At 67.8% G+C, this 17,481-nt stretch carries 15 protein-coding genes; 12 read left to right on the forward strand and 3 right to left on the reverse strand.

Annotated features, from left to right (window positions below; genetic code table 11):
- Positions 1–139 precede the first annotated feature (139 nt).
- The 9 genes from OHB24_RS25975 to OHB24_RS26015 all read left to right on the forward strand — a co-directional run bounded on the left by OHB24_RS25975 (position 140) and on the right by OHB24_RS26015 (position 9,589).
- Positions 140–1,471, forward strand: coding sequence for a hypothetical protein (locus OHB24_RS25975; protein WP_327633446.1), 1,332 nt, complete (start codon positions 140–142; stop codon positions 1,469–1,471).
- Positions 1,438–2,763 (forward strand): extracellular solute-binding protein, encoded by a 1,326-nt coding sequence (locus tag OHB24_RS25980; protein WP_327633447.1) that lies wholly within the window; start codon positions 1,438–1,440, stop codon positions 2,761–2,763. Before OHB24_RS25975 ends, OHB24_RS25980 begins: the two co-directional genes overlap by 34 nt.
- 2 nt (positions 2,764–2,765) lie before the next feature.
- Positions 2,766–3,671: a carbohydrate ABC transporter permease gene (locus OHB24_RS25985; protein ID WP_327633448.1), complete on the forward strand. Its 906-nt coding sequence runs from the start codon at positions 2,766–2,768 to the stop codon at positions 3,669–3,671.
- On the forward strand, positions 3,668–4,561 hold the full coding sequence (locus OHB24_RS25990) for a carbohydrate ABC transporter permease (RefSeq protein WP_327633449.1): 894 nt from the start codon (positions 3,668–3,670) through the stop codon (positions 4,559–4,561). The genes OHB24_RS25985 and OHB24_RS25990 overlap by 4 nt, the downstream gene beginning before the upstream one ends.
- A 5-nt stretch (positions 4,562–4,566) precedes the next feature.
- A complete protein-coding gene (locus tag OHB24_RS25995; RefSeq protein WP_327633450.1) occupies positions 4,567–5,664 on the forward strand; it encodes an ABC transporter ATP-binding protein in 1,098 nt (365 codons plus the stop codon).
- The gene (locus OHB24_RS26000; protein WP_327633451.1) at positions 5,661–6,587 is read left to right on the forward strand and encodes an acetylxylan esterase; all 927 of its coding nucleotides are present in this window, start codon (positions 5,661–5,663) and stop codon (positions 6,585–6,587) included. The genes OHB24_RS25995 and OHB24_RS26000 overlap by 4 nt, the downstream gene beginning before the upstream one ends.
- Before the next feature lie 4 nt (positions 6,588–6,591).
- The gene (locus OHB24_RS26005; protein ID WP_327633452.1) at positions 6,592–7,437 is read left to right on the forward strand and encodes an acetylxylan esterase; all 846 of its coding nucleotides are present in this window, start codon (positions 6,592–6,594) and stop codon (positions 7,435–7,437) included.
- On the forward strand, positions 7,434–8,492 hold the full coding sequence (locus tag OHB24_RS26010) for a hypothetical protein (RefSeq protein WP_327633453.1): 1,059 nt from the start codon (positions 7,434–7,436) through the stop codon (positions 8,490–8,492). The genes OHB24_RS26005 and OHB24_RS26010 overlap by 4 nt, the downstream gene beginning before the upstream one ends.
- Positions 8,493–8,611: 119 nt before the next feature.
- The gene (locus tag OHB24_RS26015) at positions 8,612–9,589 is read left to right on the forward strand and encodes a DNA polymerase domain-containing protein (protein ID WP_327633454.1); all 978 of its coding nucleotides are present in this window, start codon (positions 8,612–8,614) and stop codon (positions 9,587–9,589) included.
- A gap of 3 nt (positions 9,590–9,592) precedes the next feature.
- Here OHB24_RS26015 and OHB24_RS26020 read toward each other — a convergent pair whose 3' ends face one another.
- From OHB24_RS26020 to mug, 3 genes are read right to left on the reverse strand one after another with little or no spacing between them, the layout of a single operon-like run.
- Positions 9,593–12,880: a hypothetical protein gene (locus OHB24_RS26020; protein WP_327633455.1), complete on the reverse strand. Its 3,288-nt coding sequence runs from the start codon at positions 12,878–12,880 to the stop codon at positions 9,593–9,595.
- Positions 12,881–12,906: 26 nt separating this feature from the next.
- Positions 12,907–13,395, reverse strand: coding sequence for an AAA family ATPase (locus tag OHB24_RS26025; protein WP_327633456.1), 489 nt, complete (start codon positions 13,393–13,395; stop codon positions 12,907–12,909).
- 41 nt (positions 13,396–13,436) lie between these two features.
- Positions 13,437–13,940 (reverse strand): G/U mismatch-specific DNA glycosylase, encoded by a 504-nt coding sequence (gene mug / locus OHB24_RS26030; RefSeq protein WP_327633457.1) that lies wholly within the window; start codon positions 13,938–13,940, stop codon positions 13,437–13,439.
- Positions 13,941–14,015: 75 nt separating this feature from the next.
- Here mug and OHB24_RS26035 point away from each other — a divergent pair, with 75 nt between their 5' ends.
- The 3 genes from OHB24_RS26035 (at position 14,016) to OHB24_RS26045 (ending at position 17,480) form a co-directional block, all read left to right on the forward strand.
- Positions 14,016–14,732: a Clp protease N-terminal domain-containing protein gene (locus OHB24_RS26035; protein ID WP_327633458.1), complete on the forward strand. Its 717-nt coding sequence runs from the start codon at positions 14,016–14,018 to the stop codon at positions 14,730–14,732.
- Positions 14,733–14,741: 9 nt separating this feature from the next.
- A complete protein-coding gene (locus OHB24_RS26040; RefSeq protein WP_327633459.1) occupies positions 14,742–16,019 on the forward strand; it encodes a serine hydrolase domain-containing protein in 1,278 nt (425 codons plus the stop codon).
- Between the two features lie 63 nt (positions 16,020–16,082).
- Positions 16,083–17,480, forward strand: coding sequence for an ATP-binding protein (locus OHB24_RS26045; protein ID WP_327633460.1), 1,398 nt, complete (start codon positions 16,083–16,085; stop codon positions 17,478–17,480).
- The last annotated feature ends 1 nt before the right edge of the window (position 17,481 follow it).

Here is a 17,481-nt window from a genome sequence, read left to right on the forward strand (position 1 = left end):
GCGCGACGCTAGACCGGTACGACGCTGCGGTCTTGAACAAATCCCGCACGATCCCTTGACCTGACGACCGGAACCACGCGATCTTGGACGGCATTGGATTTACGAGTCACTTCCGAACATGGTTCGTTAAAGGAGTGCCGTGGACATCGTGATCGGGGTCGTCACCCACGTGACCCACCACGAGTTGTTCCACGACGCCGCGCGGACGCTGGGCGGGGTGGATCTCGAGTGGGTCAGCTACGACCACGAGGACGAGATCCGCGACAAGGTCGCCGAGTTCCTGAGCACGACGCGACTCGACGGCTTCCTCGCCGGCCCGGTGCCGTACACCGCGAGCCAGGAACTCCTCCCACCCGGCCTGCCGGTCGGTGTGATTCGATCATCGGCGCTCGACCTCACGCTCGCGCTCTACCGTGCGCAGGAACGCGGCTGGGGCCGTACGCCGGTCAGCATCGACACGTTCCCCGCCGAAGCGGTCGAAGCGGTCGCCACCGCGCTGGACCTCGATCAGGACCAGATCGACTGCTTGCCCTACGCACCGACCCAGAGCGTCGACGAGATCGTCGCGTTCCATCAGGCCGCGTACCGCAGGTTCGGCGAGCGTAGCTACGTGATCAGCGTGCGTGCCGCCGTACGGGAACAGCTCGCCGGCTCCGTCCAGATCATGAGCGGTATGCCGGTGCCGGCCACGATCCGTACCGAGCTGCACGAGCTCGCGCTGCGGATCGAGTCCGAGCGGGCCAGTGCGCAACGCTTCGCCGCCGGGGTCTTCCTGATCGAGGCGTCGGCGGACGAGGAGCGGGCCCGGATCGGCCTGATGAACCACCTGCTCAACACCCCCGAGTTCGCCGGCGCCTGGATCGAGAACCGCGGGCGTCGCGGTGTCGTCGTCTTCGCCCACAAGGCGTTGTTCGAGCGCATCACCCGCAACTGGGTCGCCGTACCCGCACTGGCCGAGGCCGCCGTGGCGCTCGGCGCGCAGATCTCGGCCGGCTTCGGCGTCGGTGTGTCGGCCCGCAACTGCGTGCTGCTCGCCGAGCAGGCTGCCGCGCGCGCCGAGCTCGCCGGCGAACCGTGCGCGTACCTGTTCGAGGACAGCGGTGTCGTGATCGGTCCGATGGGGCCGGCCGGCGAAGCGCTGCGGTTCTCGTACCGCGAGCACGGCGACGAGGTCGAACAACTCGCGAAGTACGTCGGTCTGAGCGCGACCACCGTCTCCCGGCTGGCCGCGCTGGACCACGAACTGCAAGGCCGCACGCTCTCGCCTGGAGAGCTTGCCGGTCATCTCGGCATCACGGACCAGAGCGGACGCCGCCTGATCCGGACTCTCGACGCAGGCGGCCTGGTGAGCGTCGAGGGAACTGCCCAGCACCACGCCAAAGGACGCCCGACGCGTCTGTACCGACTGCGCATCGCCCAAGCGTTGGAGGCACAACCATGGAGCTCACCCGCCGCCACATCCTCAAGCTGACCGGTCTCGGACTGGCCGGCCCCGCCCTGCTGTCCGCCTGCTCGAACGATTCCTCCTCGGGAGGTGGTTCCGGCGACGGCAGTGTGAAGTTCGAGGGCTGGGACTACGAGGCAGCGCTGGTCCAGCAGAACCTCGACCGCTTCACCAAGACCAGCAGCGTCAAGGTCGACTACACCCCGATCACGAGTGCGCAGTACGTCCAGAAGGTCGTCGCCGAGTTCACCGGCGGCGGCGGACCGGACGCGCTCTACGTGTACGACGACTCGCTCGCGGCCTGGGTCGAGGGCGACTACCTGCAACCTCTCGACGGGATGGCCGGTGTCGACGAGGTCTACAACGCGATCTATCCCGGCAACGCCCAGGCGATGACGTACGACGGGAAGCGGTACGGCCTCCCGTACTACACCGACGCGACGTGTCTGACGTACAACGCCGGAATCCTCGCCCAGGCAGGGATCTCGAAGCCGCCGGCCAGTCTCGAGGAGCTCGAGGCGCAGGCCCTGAAGATCAAGAACGCCGGCCTGCTGGAGTACCCGATCGGTCTGCCCGCGCAGTTGTCCGACACCTGGTGGTCCTGGGTGTGGGCGCTGCTGTTCGGCAGCGGCGGGAACATGTTCGACGACCAGCAGAACCCGATCATGAACACCTCTGACACCGTGACGAAGGACGTGTTCGCCTGGCTGCAGCAGGCCGCGACCAAGTCGAAGGTGATCGACCCGGCGTCGCTGCAGCTGCTGCCGGTGCCGGTCGACAACGCGATGAAGGCGAACCGGTACGCGTACACGATCGGCGCCCGCTACGCGAGCCGCGACTACAACGACCCGGCCAAGTCCAAGGCCGCGGGCAAGATCCGGATGGGGCTCGTGCCGAGCCTGGACGGCAAAGAGCACGGCACCGTCAGCAACACCCGGATGTACGGCCTGGCGAAGGACACCGAGGTCAAGGACAACGCGTTCAAGCTGCTCACGTACCTCGGCGGGTACGACGACCAGAAGCAGCCGTACACCGCGAAGTTCTGGTTCCTGCAGCGCGGACTGGGTTTTGCCTACAAAGCGATGGTCAACGATCCGACGATCACCGCGGCGCTGAAGAAGTTCGCGGACCCGAAGGTCTACACGCACCTGGCCGAGATCGCCAAGCCGCGCAACGTGCTCGGGGTGCCCTGGTACACCGAGTTCGAGACCGAGATGCACAAGGTCGTGCAGGGCGTGCTGAGCAACCAGACCCAGCCGTCGGCCGCGGTCGCGTCGCTGGCGCAGTCGGCCGAGACGCTCAAGAAGAAGTACTCCTGACGATGGTTGCGTTCGCCGAACGCCGGCCGCTGGGCGACAACGCGAAGGCCTGGGCTCTGAACGCTCCGGCGATCGTGGTGATCGCCCTGCTGGTCGCGTATCCGATCGGGTACTCGTTCTACGTCAGCCTGCAGAAGAACAACCTGAAACGCCCGCGGGCCAAGCGGTTCATCGGGTTCGACAACTACAAGGCACTGCTCAGCGACCAGGCGTTCCTGTCCGCGCTGAAGGTCTCGGCGCTGTTCGTACTCGTGGTGCTCGGGCTGACCGTCGTCCTCGCGCTGATCCTTGCGCTGGTGCTGAACGAACGGTTCCGGGGCCGCGGTCTGCTGCTCAGCCTCGCTTTGTTGCCCTGGGCAATGCCCGGGGTGGTGAACGGCCTGATGTGGCGGACGATCTTCGACGCCAAGACCGGCGCGCTGAACGGTCTGCTGCAGCAACTCGGGCTGATCGACAGCTACCACGCGTGGCTCACGTCCGGCACGGGAGCGTTCCTGTTCACGGCGCTCGCCCAGGTCTGGAACACACTCCCGTTCTCGGTCATCATTCTGCTCGCCGGATTGTCGACAATCCCCTCGGAGCTGTACGACGCCGCGACCGTGGACCGCGCCGGCGCCTGGCGACGGTTCACCGAGGTCACGGTGCCGTGGCTCCTCCATCCACTCCTGATCGTCCTCATCCTCGAGACGATGAACGCGTTCCGCGCGTTCGACACCATCTACGTGCTGACCGGCGGCGGCCCTGGCGACGCGACCACCACGATCGCCCTCCTCGACGTGCAGACCGTCCTCACCTTCACCGACTTCGGCCTCGGCAGCGCCTACGCCTGGGTGATCACCGCCATCACCCTCCTGATCTCCATCGGCTACATCGGCCTCCTCTACCGGAAAGGAAATTTCGAGGTATGAGCACTCAGGTACGCATTCCTCTGAGTTACCGGATTCCGTGGAAGAAGATCGTGCTCTACGTGCTGGCCGTTGGCTTCGCGCTGTATCTGGTGTTGCCGTTCTACTGGATTGTTGCGATGAGTTTCATGCACGAGGTGGACGCGATCTCGGTGCCGCCGCACTGGGTTCCGGTGCATCCGACGCTGGAGAACTATCTCGGGTTCGTCCGGCCGAACGCGGCGCAGGAGCTCGTCGGCGGGCGGGCCGTGTCGGAGACGCCGTACTCGCTGCGGAACAGCCTGGTCGTGGCGACCGCGACCGCTGTGCTGAACCTGGCGCTGGCGACGTTCGCGGCGTACTCGTTCTCCCGGTTGAAGTTCCGGGGGAGTCAGGTGCTGCTCGTGCTGTACCTGCTGACCCGGATGGTGCCGGGGATCGCGATCATCATCCCGTTCTATCTGCTGATGCGGTCGTTCGGGCTGCTGGACACGTATCTCGCGCTGATCCTGTCGTACACGACGTTCGCGTTGCCGATCACGATCTGGATCCTGAAGGACTTCTTCCGGTCGGTGCCGCGCGAACTGGAGGAGGCGGCGCGCGTCGACCGGTGCGGTTGGTTCCGGACGATGTGGACGGTGTTCCTGCCGGTCGCGGCGCCCGGGCTGGTCGCGGCCGCGGTGTTCGCGTTCATGACGGCGTGGAACGAGTTCATGTTCGCGCTGTTCCTGACCAGTACGAAGGCGGCGAAGACGATCCCGGTGGTGGCGGCGAACTTCGCCACCGACTTCAACACCCAGTTCACCGTGATGGCCGCGGCCGGCGTACTCGCGGTCGTTCCACCCCTCGTGCTCGCTCTGCTCTTCCAGCGCAAGCTGGTGCAGGGCATGGCCGCCGGATCCGTGAAGGGCTGAGGCAGATGGCTGAAGTGCGTTTGGAAGGCATCACCAAGTCGTTCGGCGGCAAGACCGCCGTCCGCGATCTCAACCTGACCGTCGAGGACCAGGAGTTCCTCACGCTGGTCGGACCGTCCGGTTGTGGAAAGTCGACAACCCTACGAATGATCTGCGGGCTGGAACGGGCCACCGAGGGCCACATCTTCTTCGACGGCAAGCCGGTCAGCTGGCTGCCGGCGAACAAGCGGGACGTGTCGATGGTGTTCCAGAGCTACGCGCTCTACCCGCACAAGACCGTGCGGCAGAACATCGGGTTCGCGCTGAAGATGATGCGGGTGCCGAAGGCAACGATCTCCGAACAGGTCCTGCAGGCGGCCCGGACGCTGGACATCGAGGACCTGCTGGACCGCAAGCCGCGAGAACTGTCCGGTGGCCAGCGGCAACGGGTCGCGCTCGGGCGGGCGATCGTCCGCGACGCCGGCGCCTACCTGCTCGACGAGCCGCTGTCCAACCTCGACGCCCAGCTCCGGGTGCTGATGCGCGCGGAGATCAAGCGGCTGCACGTCGACGTGGCGCGGACGTTCATCTACGTCACGCACGACCAGGTCGAGGCGATGACGATGTCGGACCGGATCGCGGTGATGCGCGACGGCGTCGTCCAGCAGTGCGCGACACCGGAGGAGATCTACGAGCGTCCGGCGAACCGCTTCGTGGCGTCGTTCATGGGTTCACCGCCGATGAACTTCGTCACCGGCGAACTCGCCGACGTCGACGGCACCCGGACCTTCCGCTCGCCCGCGCTGACCCAAGCCCTGCGCCTGTCCGCTGAGCCAACCGACCCAGCCGTGGTGCTGGGAATCCGCCCCGAAGACATCACATTGTCGACCACCCCCGTCGACGGCTATCACCCCGGGAAGGTCTTCGTTTCCGAACCGCTCGGCCCCGACGTCCTCGTCACCGTCCGGATCGAGGGCGAGCTCGTCAAGGCCCGCGTCCCGACCCCTTTCCGCCTCGGTCACGACAGCACGGTGTACGTCGGGTTCAACCCGAACCGCCTGCACCTGTTCGCCGCGGCCGACGGCACCGCACTCCACGCGCCCGAACGAGAGGAACACTCTTGAGAGACCCCGAGAACGCGACCGTCGAGGTCGAACTGCCCGCCGACTTCGACGACTTCTGGGCGGCCGGACTGGCGGACTGCGCGTCGTACCCGTTGGATCCGGTGCTCACCGAGATGCCGACGCTCTCCACGGACACGGTGATTGTCTACGATCTGCGTTTCACCAGCTACGGCGGTCTGCGGATCGCCGGCTGGTACGCCGTCCCGCGCACGGGCACTGCGCCGTATCCGGGCCTGGTGACGATCCCCGGGTACATCTCCGAGCCGACCGTCCCGAAGGAGTGGGCGGAGCTCGGGTACGCCGCGCTCGCGATCGCGCCGCGCGGGAAGCTCCGCTCGAACGACGTGTTCAACCCCGGGTACCCGGGCCTGCTGACGCACAACATCGTCGACCCGAACACGTACGGGTACCGAGGGTTCTATCTCGACGTGGTGCGCGCGGTCGAAGTATTGCTTGATCGTCCAGATGTCGACAATCTGCGGATCGGACTGCAGGGGTCGAGCCAGGGCGGCGGGCTCGGGATCTCCACGGCCGCGTTGCTCCCCGAGGCGATCCGGTGCGTTGCGGCGGGAGCGCCGTACCTCTGCGGGATCATGACCGCACCGACGCTGACCCGGTCGTACCCGTACGAGGAGATCAACGAGTACCTGCGGATCCATCCGAAGGACGTCGACCGGGTGCGGGAGACGGTCGCGTACTACGACGGGCTGAACTTCGCGCCGAAGGTGCAGGCGCCGACGCTGCTCTACCTCGGGCTCGAGGACGACGTCTGCCCGCCGGAGACCGGATTCGCGTTGCACCGCACGCTGACCTGCGAGAAGACGCTGCACACCTATCCGCACTGCGCGCACCACGCCGGCCTCCCGGACGTCATGCGCGTCGTGGAGGACTTCCTTGCCGAGCACCTCACCCCGGGACGGTGACCTGATGACCTTCGATGCCTACTGGGCCGCGGTCGACGAAGAGCTCGCGGCGATTCCCGGCCGCCCGGTGCTGGACGTGGTGCCGGCGCGGACGACCGACGAGGCGACGTTCTACACGGTGCGGATCACCAGCACCGGTCCGTACCGCGTGTACGGGAACCTCAGTATCCCGAAGGGCGACGGCCCGTTCCCCGGGCTGCTCATCACACCGCGGTACGGAAGTGTCAACAACATCCCGCACCCGAACGACCGGAGCCGGTACGTCGTACTCGGGCTGATGCACCGCGGTCAGCGGCTCGCCGACGAGGGGTTCGCGGCGGCGTACCCGGGATTGTTGACGATGGGGATCGACGACCCGTCGACGTACATCTATCGGGGGATCGCGGCGGATTGTCTACGAGCGGCGGAGTTCCTGATGGGACTGGCGGAGGTCGATCCGGCGCGGGTCGCGGTGACCGGTGACGATCTCGCGGTGCTGACGGCGGCGCGACGGCCCGGGTTCAGCACGGTGCGGGTGACGGACCTGCTGTTCTACCGCGCGATGGAGGCGCGGCTGAAGTCGTGCATGTATCCGTTGGAGGAGCTGAACGACCAGCTGCGGGCCGGATCGTCGACAGCCGCATTGTCGACAACCTTGTCGTACTTCGATGCGGCACGACACGCTCCCGCAGTTGCCGGCCGGACGCTCCTTTCCGTTGACGACGCGGACTGGTGCGGATCGCTGCTGTCGGCGTTGCCGGATCCGGAGGTCTACAAGGTCACCCACCTCGACGGCACCGACAACGACTTCCTGGACGCGTGGCTGGCCGAACGGTTCGGCGTACCCGCTATGTCGAAGTTCGTCGCATGACCGCACCACTCGGCGTGCGGCCGGTCATCAACGCCAACGCCACAGTCACCGTGCTCGGTGGATCGTTGATGCCGGCCCCGGTCCTGAAGGCGATGAACGACGCGGCGGCACAGTTCGTCGACCTGCCGGAGCTGAACGAACTGGTGGGGGAGCGGCTCGCCGAGCTGACCCACAACGAGGCCGCGTACGTGACGTCCGGCGCCGCGGCCGCGATCTCGCTGACGGTCGCCGCCTGCATCACCACCGAATCGCAGCCGTTCCCCACCGACGCCGAGGTGGTGATGTTCGCGAGCCAACGCAACGGCTATGACTACTCCGCTCGCCTCACGGGCGCCCGCATCGTCGAGATCGGCCCGTCGTACGACGAGTTGCGTACGGCGCTCGCACGCAAACCGGCGTGCGTGTTGTGGTTCGCGGGCGCGCACTACGCGGCGGGTGCGTTGCCGGTGGAGGAAGTGGTGCAAGGTGCGCGCGAATGCGGCGTACCGGTGATCGTGGACGCGGCTGCGCAGATCCCGCCCGTTGCGTCGCTCTGGCAGTTCACGCGGGACATCGGTGCAGATGCAGTGCTGGTGAGCGGCGGGAAGGGATTGCGCGGTCCGCAGGCGAGCGGGCTGGTGCTGGGGAAGCGGTGGCTCGTGGATCGGGTACGGGCGCACACGTCGCCGAAGCAGGAGCTCGGGCGCGGGATGAAGGTGGGGAAGGAAGAGTTGATGGGTCTGCTCGCGGCGGTCGAGTGGACGCTCGCGCAGGACGAGGACGAATTGTTGGCATCCTACGAGCGGATTGTTGACGATTGGATCGTCGGCTTGCAGGGGCTCGCGGTCGTCGAGCGCGGGTACCCGAGCGAGGCCGGCCAACCCCACAGCCGCGCCGTACTCCGACTCACCCGCGACCGCGACGAGGTGATCAAGGCGCTGTGGGACGGCGATCCCCGGATCGCGGTCGGCACCTTCGGCGTACCCGACGACGCCATCGCCCTCAATCCCCAAACCCTCCAACCCGGCGAGGACGAGCTGGTCCTCGCCGCCCTCCTCAAAATCCTGGCACCGTAGCCCCCGAGGTACCCGACGCCCTGCGACGTCCTGCCAGTGGCGGGATATGTGACGGCTGGCGGGTTACAGCGCGGCATTGGTGAAACAACCCGCTACCTGCGCGGGTCTAAGCTCTACGGATGGCGAGTAAGCCGGATGAGACGCGGGACGGCGTTGACCTGACCAATCTGGATCAGCCGTTGTTCGACGGGGCTGATGCGAGGAAGCGGGATCTCGTCGATTACCTGGACGCGGTGCACGAGCGGATCGTGCCGGAGCTGCGGGAGCGGCCGTTGTCGGTCGTGCGGATCCGCCCGGGACAGCCCAAGTTCATGCAGAAGAACGTTCCGAAGTACACGCCGGACTGGGTGAAGACCGTGCCGGTCTGGGCGGAGGCGTCGAAACGCGAGGTGTCGTACGCGTTGTGCGACGACCGCCGGACGCTGCTGTGGTTCGCGAACCAGCGTGCGGTGGAGTACCACCCGACGTTGATGCGCGCCAACCGCTGGGATCGCGTCACGCATCTCGTGCTCGACCTCGATCCGCCGGAAGGGGAGACGTTCTCCATGGCAGTGCAGGCCGCGTTGCTGGTGCGGCAGGCGTTGACCGACTGCGGGTTGTCCGGTGCGGTCAAGACGAGCGGCGCGAAGGGCGTGCACGTGATCGTGCCGATTGTCGACAGGGTGACGATCGAGGACGCCGCGGCCGCCACCCGGGCGATCGCGGCGCGGGCCGAGAAGATCGATCGGTCGGTCGCGACCACGGCGTACATCAAGGAGGACCGGCACGGGAAGGTCTTCGTCGACTCCACGCGGTCCGGCGGTGCGACGGTCGTGGCGGCGTACAGCCCGCGTGTCCGGCCAGGTACGACGGTGTCGTTCCCGGTCGGATGGGACGACCTGGAGAGCGTGACGCCGCGCGACTTCACCGTCCGGACCGCGCCGGCGCTCCTCGGCGATCGCGATCCGTGGGCCGAGCAACTGCCCGCGCCGCAGGAGCTCCCTGAGGACCTGCTGGAAGAAGGCCGAGCCATTCCCATCGCTCGGGTCGTCGCCATGCACGAAGGCAAACGCCGCAAACGCGCCCGCGAAGCCGAGGAACAGAAGAAGGCCGACTAGCTCCTACTCCGTAGCGCTTGCCAGGTCGAGGCCTCGGCGGCGGACGGCCGGGGACGGGTGGTTGCGGAGGGCAACGAGCAGTTCGCGCCACTCGGCGGACCACCCAGCCCGAGGAGCGGCTGCGTTGACAACGACGTGGGCCAGCAACCCGGATGCCAAGTCAGGGGAGTGGACCAGCGAATCGGCAACCGGCAGCAGTTCTGCAGGCGTCCACGTCGACTCGGTCGCGGAGAGCCGAGCGGAGACAAGGTCGGCAGCCGTCAGCGCGGCCAACGGATCATCACCGACCAGTTCGCGAAGCTCGTCGACCGGCTGCGAATGCACCACTAGCCGCAGCCGGAGTTCCAGAAAGTCGGTGCCGACCAGCTCGTCGGCAACCACGCGCAGGTGCCGGCGGTCCTCCGCCGACCGACGGCTGAACTGCGCCGACAGCTGACTCACCAGATACGTCAGCCGCTGCCGCGCCGGATGATCCCGATCCGGCAACGCGTTCGGCAGCGCCGGATCAGCCTCCAACCGCACCAGCAGCCGAGCGACGTCAACCACGTCGTCCAGCCCTGCCGGCGCATCCGTCGCGACGAACGAGACGAGCGCACTGATCCCGTCTCGCCACACCCGACCGCGCACCGACAGCCGGCTGATGAAGTCCGCGCAGACCCGAGTAGCAGCCGGGTTGTACCGCGCCCACCCCCGCAACGCGAGCAACGCAGGCCCCACGACCTCCGGCTCGCTGCGAGTCGTCACAGCGATCAACAGGTCGGCGTACCGCGCCCGGTACCCCACAGGTACGTCGTACGCGCGCCGTACCGTCAGCGCCGTCGCAGTAGCCGGAGAGTCGTGCACTGCCTGCTCCAGGACCGCCCACGCAGCAGGGTCGTACAGCAAGTACTGCGACACGGTCCGCGCAATAGCGGCCCGCACGTCCCGATGCGCACCAGCCCACGCCTCCGTGAGTACGGCGCTAGCTCCAGGAGCCCGTAGCTCGCCGAGCAGCCGCACCGCCTCCTTCCGCGACGTGACCTTCACGCGGCTACCGGAGAGCACCGGCTGCAGCAGCCCCGGCAGCAGACTGGGCCGTACGTACCGCGCCGCCCGGCTAGCCGCATACACAGCGACCCGCGCCCGATCATCACCCGCATGCGCGAGCAGCAACGGCATGGCGAGGTCAGGCCGCTCTGTCCACGCCAATGCAGCGAGCGCGGCCTCCTGCAGCAGTACGTCGGAACTCCCGAGGAACTCGTCCAACGCAGCCCTGCCGGCAACCGGCACCCGCCCAAGTGTCCTCACAGCCAACGCCCGGTACCACGTATGCATTTGGTCGTCACGGGCAGCTTGGACGAGCAGCTCGGCGTACCGAGCCTGCTGTCGGGGCAGCCAGCGGCGCAGTGCGTAGTCGGGCACCTGCCAGGAGGTGCTGCTGCGATCGAAGCGGCGAATCCGATCCGCCGCGGCGAGGACCGGGTCGAGCAGGTCGGTGTAGTGCTCGGTGACCAGCCACCACACCGAGTGCCAGCGGGCCATGGTGACGTCCCGCTCGACGATCTGACGGAGGCGCTCGTACCGGGTCCGGGGCGGTTCCAACCAGTACGTGCAGGCCTGGTCGGAGGTGTACTCCTGGTTCGACCAGACCGCCTGCTCGAGCACGCTCTCGAGGTGATCCGTCGACCAGTCGCGGCGGCCCAGAGCCGCGGCCACCGTGAACGCCAGCGAGAACTCCTCGCGCTTGGCAGCGGCCTCGATCGCGGGCCGGAGCGCCTCGTACACGTCGGCTTCCCGTCCGCGCGGCAGCCTGTCGACCAGCGGATCCAAGTCGATCCGGCCGCGGTTCTCCGACAGCCGCGCGTGCGCCAGCAAGCCCCAGTCCAGCACGGCGGTTCTGTTGTCCAAGGCGCCTTGGACGACAGCGTTCTCGGCCAGCTGCGTCAAGGCACTGCGTGTCGCCCACGAGGCGTCTCGTGCTCCCAGCGCGTCGGTGAGGAGGGTGTCCAGCGACTCGGTCAGCGCATCGGTCAGCAGCGTCGGCGGCAGCTCCGCGACAGCCTGTACGGCGTTGAGTCGCACTGTGTCCTGGTCGTTGCGGATCCGCCCTGCCACCCACGTGACAGCCTGCACGACCTGCTCCGGCCGCCTGCCGTACCCAGCCGACCGGACGATCCCCTGGTAGACCGAGCTGCGCGCCGAGGCGTCTGGGTCGCTCACGTCCGGTTCGAGGAGTGCGAAGGCCTCGTCGAAGGGCAGGTGACCTGCGATGCTCCGCCGCCACCACGCGTCTTCACTGATCGCAGGTAGCGTGAGCATCCGACGTGCCTGCTCCGCGCGCACAGCATGCGGCAGCGCCTGGAGAAGCTCCGTACTCAGCTGAGCCTGCCCAAGGTCGACGTACTGCGTCACGGCCGCGAAGACCGCCGCCCGCCGCGACGGCGCCAGTGTGTCGAGGAAGCTGGCCAGGTCCGGCCAGAGGACCCGTCCGAGGGTGATGAGCTCGTCGTCGGAGTACCTGTGCAGCCGACGCCGGAATGCCGGGGTCAGCGCCCGTGTCACCACGCTGCGCCGGTCAGGGGCGAGCAGGAGCTCCATCACGCCTGCCGGGTCCCTGTCTGTGAGTGGACCGATGATGTCGAGCACTGCGATGGGCAGGTCGTGCGCAGGTACCGCCTGCTTGATCAGCTCCAGTACCGCGTCCGGTGCCTGCTCTAGTGACGCGGTGACGCCATGGCCGACGCCCTGCCACCACTCATCGTTGGCAGGGAGCGTCTGGCGAGCAAACGCCAGTACTGCGTCCGGATGATGCTTCGCGAGCTGACGCCAGCCGCCAGGCGTAACGCAGTACGCCAGCTCGGGCAGCAGCCGCGCCACGGTCGTGTCATCCGTGGCGTCGAGCAGACCAGTCGCCGCCACGTCACCCCAGCGCGCCCGGTGCTCGTCGATCAGCCGTACGGCGAGATGCTCGCGCCGCTGCCGGCGTACCAGGGCCACCAGCTTCGAGCGCAGTGCCGCGGGCGCGTCGTCGTACACGATCCGCAGGTCGTCGTCCGCGACCGGCACCCCGCGACCGACCGCAGCGAGCGCCCGTGACTGCACTGCCGGATCCGAGTCCCGAAGCATCCGGCTGACGTACGACGCCTCGCGGGTGACCTCGGCGATCTGCAGCCCAAGGACGCGCTCGAACGCGGTACCTCGACCCAGTTCGCCGAGCAGACCCACCAGCTGAGGCGCCTGGTCGGCGAGCAGGCGTACGCGCTGTCCGTACGAGAGTCCGTCGATGGATCGCAGCAACTCGGGCAGACGCATGCGTCCATCCTGCCCAATGGGCGGTGTCAGCTCTTCAGCGAGGCGTCGAGGATCGCGTCGACAACCTCGTCGAGAGGGCGCCCGGTGTCGATGACCGTGCCGTCGGGAATGTCTTCCTTGGTGGCGTGCAGGCGCAGGATGAATTCCTTCTGCTCGTCGTTCCCGCCCCAGTCGTCGGCCTCGCGAGCGACCAGCCTTCGCTTGAGGGTTTTGGTGTCCACGTCCAGCACGATGACCTGGTCGAACACGTCGAGGAACTTGGTGAAGTTCCTCGAACCTCCACAGAAGAAGGCGATCTCCTCGGACGTGTCCGCGGCGATCTCCCGGACTCTGGCGACGTCCCAGATGTGGGTGTAATAGGTGTGGTCGGCGCGGTCTCCGGTTTCCGGATCGCCGCCGTAGGCAAGTTCGTTGTCGCCGTCAACGGCTCGGTAGCCGCGCTTCCGAAGCTCGCGGCACACCGAACTCTTGCCGGTACCCGAACCGCCCTCGACAAGGTAGTTGCGTTTTGCCATGCGCTGCAGCGTAGTCAGAAGCTCCGTTGAAGAAACGTGAATTAACTGGCGGTCAAGCGGAGTTCGGCGAACGCCGCGGCCAGTTTCGGCAGGGTGTAGTGGGCATTCAGGCCACTCGGATTCGGCAAGACCCAGACCCGGGTGGCGCCGATCGTCCGCTCCTGCTTGCCCACCGCCGCCGTACGTTCCGCGAAGGCGTCGCGGTACGCCGTGACGCCGAGGACCGCCAGCCACTCGGGCTGGACGTCGAGCACCTTCTTCACCAGGTTCTCGCCACCCGCCACGAACTCGGCCCGCGACAATTCCGCGGCCTTCGCCGACGGCCGGTCGACCACGTTGGTGATCCCGAGCCGGTAGGTCAGCAACTCCTGCTGCTCGACCGGCTGGAGCCGGCGGGGCGTGAACCCGCTCTGGTGCAGCGCCGGCCAGAACCGGTTCCCCGGCCGGGCGAAGTGATGCCCGGTCTCCGCCGACATCAGCCCGGGATTGATCCCGCAGAACAACACCCGCAACCCGCCACCGATGACATCCGGTATCCCCTGCACGCCCCAAACCCTAGACCCGGCGCCGTCGTCAACCCAGGGTTGACGACCAAGGTTTGTCAACCTAGGGTTGACGACATGACTCCCGGACCTGATCTCCAGCAGCTCATCAACACGATCAAGGCCGACGCCGGCAGCGACGACGAGCTCGAGCAGCTCGGGACCGCGGCGGCGACGATCAACGAACTGACCGCCACCAGCGACGCCGCCCTCGGCTTCTTCGTCGACCGGGCCCGCGGCGCGGGGAAGTCCTGGGTCGAGATCAGCACCGTGCTCGGCGTCAGCAAACAGGCCGCCCACAAACGCTTCGCCGACTCGTGGACGTCCCGCCCGGCGTTCGAGCGCTACACCCAGCGGGCCCGTGCCGTCGTCCAGGCGGCCGGCGACATCGCCCGCGACCGCAACCACGATTTCGTCGGCACCGAGCACCTGCTGCTCGCGATGTACAAGGAACCCGGCGCGATCGCGGCCAAGGTCCTCGTCCAGCACGGCATCACCGAGGACTCGGTGCGCACGGCGGTCGACGTCCAGAGCCCGGCGGGGCAGCCGAGCGACCAGCCGAAGAGCCTCGACGCCGACAACCCGCCGTACACCCGCCGCGCGGCGCACGTTCTGCAAGGAGCGGTCGGCGAGGCGGTGACACTGGGCCACAACTACGTCGGCACCGAGCACCTGCTGCTCGCGTTCTACCGGGACCAGGCCGGCATCGCCACGAAGATCCTGCACGAGCAGGGCCTGGAGGAGTCGGCCGCCTGGACCGATATCCGTGCCGCCCTAGAAGGGTTCACGAAGTAGGTTGGCTGCATGCCTGAGTGGTCTGCGCGGTTGAGCGAGTTGGCGGTGGCGGCCGAGGTCACCGGTGCGGTGCTCGGGATCTGGGACGACGGCGAGACGACGATCGCGCCGTACGGCGTCCTGAACCGCACGACCGGGGTCGAGACGACCGCCGACTCGCTGTTCCAGATCGGCTCGATCAGCAAGCCGTGGACCGCGTCGATGATCGTCCAGCTCGCCGCCGAGGACCGGTTGCGGCTGGACGACCCGATCGTCAAGTTGTTGCCCGAGGCACCTGTCGACCCGCGGATCACGGTCCGTCACCTGCTGACCCATACCAGTGGCATCGACGGTGATCTGTTCACCGACACCGGTCGCGGCGACGACTGCCTGCAGCGGTACGTCGCCCTGCTCGCGGACGTGGACCAGCTCTTCGAGCCCGGTACGGCGTACTCGTACTGCAATGCCGGATTCATGCTGCTCGGCCGCCTGATCGAGATCCTCGACGGCGGGACCTGGGACCAATCGCTGAAGGCCCGTCTGGTCGAGCCGCTCGGCCTGACCCACACCGTCACCCTGCCGGAAGAGGCGATCCTGGAGCGCGCGGCGGTCGGTCATCTGGCGGCGGACGGTTCGCGGGTGAAGACGTGGCAGCTCCCGCGCAGCATCGGCCCCGCCGGGACGATCAGCGCGAGCGCCGGTGACCTGCTCGAGTTCGCCCGGGTGCACCTGACCGACGAGCGGTACGCCGCCATGCAGGAGCCGCAGGTCCCGTTCGCGGCCGGTATCGGCGGCTTCGTCGACCTCGGCCTGACCTGGCGGATCTACGACTGGGGCGGCCGCCGCCTGTTCGGTCACGACGGGTCGACGATCTCCCAGCTCGCCTTCCTGCGGATCGATCCGGAGGCGCGGCTGATCATGTGCCTGCTGACCAACTCCGGCAACGGCACCCGCCTCTTCGAGCCGCTCGCCTCGGAGGTGTTCACGGAGTACGCCGGTGTCACGCATCCGCCCGCGCCGCAGCCGATCGACGTACCGGTCGACGACCGTCACGCCGGGGTGTACGAACGCGCCAGCGTCCGGCTCGACGTCGCGAAGCGTGACGACGAGCTGGTAATGGTCTATTCCGCGACGGGCGACCGGCTGCTGTTCTCGGAGGACCCGGTGCACGAGTACGAGCTGCGCCCGGCGGGACCGGCCGACGGCAACCATTTCGTCACTCGCGAGTCGCCGGCGCACCCGTGGGTTCCGGTCACGTTCACTCCGACGCATGTGTTCACCTCGGGACGTGTCACGCCCAGGCGTTGAGAGAGCTGCGCTTTTTGAGATATGGGAGGTGCGCTTTGGGGTGAGCGAGCTAACGTCGTCAGGGTGACTAGTGCACCTGCTGAACTCCCTCGTAAAGCCGGTGACCTCCGGGCCGCCGGGTATCTTCCTCGGTCGATCAAGGCCGAGATCCGTGACAACCTGCTGAAACAGCTCCGGGCCGGGCGCGATCCCTGGCCCGGCATCGTCGGCTTCGGCCGCACGGTGATCCCGCAACTCGAGCGCGCCCTGATCGCCGGGCACGACGTCGTACTGCTCGGTGAGCGCGGTCAGGGCAAGACGCGCCTGCTGCGCACCCTGGTCGGTCTGCTCGACGAATGGACCCCGGTGATCGAGGGCGCGGAGCTCCCTGAACACCCGCTCGACCCGATCACGCCGGCCTCCCGCCGCCGCGCCGCCGAACTCGGCGACGACCTGCCGGTCGCTTGGCTGCACCGCGATCTGCGGTACGCCGAGAAGCTCGCCACCCCCGATACCTCGGTCGGTGACCTGATCGGTGACGTGGACCCGGTGAAGGTTGCCGAGGGCCGCAGTCTCGGCGACCCGGAGACCATCCACTTCGGACTCGTCCCGCGGGCGCACCGCGGCATCGTCGCGATCAACGAGCTGCCCGACCTCGCCGAGCGCATCCAGGTCGCGCTGCTGAACGTGATGGAGGAGCGCGACATTCAGGTCCGCGGGTACACGCTGCGGCTGCCGCTCGACGTGTTGCTGGTGGCAACGGCCAACCCCGAGGACTACACCAACCGAGGCCGGATCATCACGCCGCTGAAGGACCGCTTCGGCGCCGAGGTCCGGACCCACTACCCGCTCGACATCGACGCCGAGGTGGACGTGATCCGGCAGGAGGCCGAGTTCACCGCCGAGGTCGGCGAGCCGTTGCTGGAGGTGCTGGCCCGGTTCGTCCGGCACCTGCGCGAGTCGACGTCGATCGACCAGCGGTCCGGGGTGTCCGCCCGGTTCGCGGTCGCCGCGGCCGAGACGATCGCCGCCGCGGCGCTGCGCCGTTCGGCGATCACGGGCGAGGAGCCCGCGGTGGCCCGCCCGGTGGACCTCGAGGCGGTTCCCGCCGTACTGCGGGGCAAGCTCGAGTTCGAGCCGGGTGAGGAGGGGCGCGAGATCGAACTGCTCGAGTACCTGCTGCGCCGGTCGGTGGCCGACACCGCACGCGAGCGGTTCGCCGGTCTCGACCTCACCCCGCTCGCGCACGCTGTTGCCAACGGCAACCTTGTGACGACGGGGGAGCGGGTGCCCGGCCGGGACGTGCTGGCCGCGTTGCCGGAGCTTCCTGTGCTGCACGACGTCGCCGCCCGCGCCGGTGTCGAACCGGACGACTCGTCCGGCCGGATCGCCGCCGCGATCGAACTCGCCCTCGAGATGCTGTACCTGTCCAAACGCGTAGCGAAGGACGCCGACGACGACACCACGGTCTACGGGGCCTGAC

The sequence above is a fragment of the Kribbella sp. NBC_00482 genome (assembly GCF_036013725.1).
Taxonomy (GTDB): domain Bacteria; phylum Actinomycetota; class Actinomycetes; order Propionibacteriales; family Kribbellaceae; genus Kribbella.

Bases quoted from the DNA above. Each gene is read 5' to 3' on its own strand.
- OHB24_RS25980 (WP_327633447.1), top strand. From the start codon at position 1,438: ATGGAGCTCACCCGCCGCCACATCCTCAAGCTGACCGGTCTCGGACTG.
- OHB24_RS25985 (WP_327633448.1), top strand. From the start codon at position 2,766: ATGGTTGCGTTCGCCGAACGCCGGCCGCTGGGCGACAACGCGAAGGCC.
- OHB24_RS25990 (WP_327633449.1), top strand. From the start codon at position 3,668: ATGAGCACTCAGGTACGCATTCCTCTGAGTTACCGGATTCCGTGGAAG.
- OHB24_RS25995 (WP_327633450.1), top strand. From the start codon at position 4,567: ATGGCTGAAGTGCGTTTGGAAGGCATCACCAAGTCGTTCGGCGGCAAG.
- OHB24_RS26005 (WP_327633452.1), top strand. From the start codon at position 6,592: ATGACCTTCGATGCCTACTGGGCCGCGGTCGACGAAGAGCTCGCGGCG.
- OHB24_RS26010 (WP_327633453.1), top strand. From the start codon at position 7,434: ATGACCGCACCACTCGGCGTGCGGCCGGTCATCAACGCCAACGCCACA.
- OHB24_RS26015 (WP_327633454.1), top strand. From the start codon at position 8,612: ATGGCGAGTAAGCCGGATGAGACGCGGGACGGCGTTGACCTGACCAAT.
- OHB24_RS26020 (WP_327633455.1), bottom strand. From the start codon at position 12,880: ATGCGTCTGCCCGAGTTGCTGCGATCCATCGACGGACTCTCGTACGGA.
- OHB24_RS26025 (WP_327633456.1), bottom strand. From the start codon at position 13,395: ATGGCAAAACGCAACTACCTTGTCGAGGGCGGTTCGGGTACCGGCAAG.
- OHB24_RS26035 (WP_327633458.1), top strand. From the start codon at position 14,016: ATGACTCCCGGACCTGATCTCCAGCAGCTCATCAACACGATCAAGGCC.
- OHB24_RS26040 (WP_327633459.1), top strand. From the start codon at position 14,742: ATGCCTGAGTGGTCTGCGCGGTTGAGCGAGTTGGCGGTGGCGGCCGAG.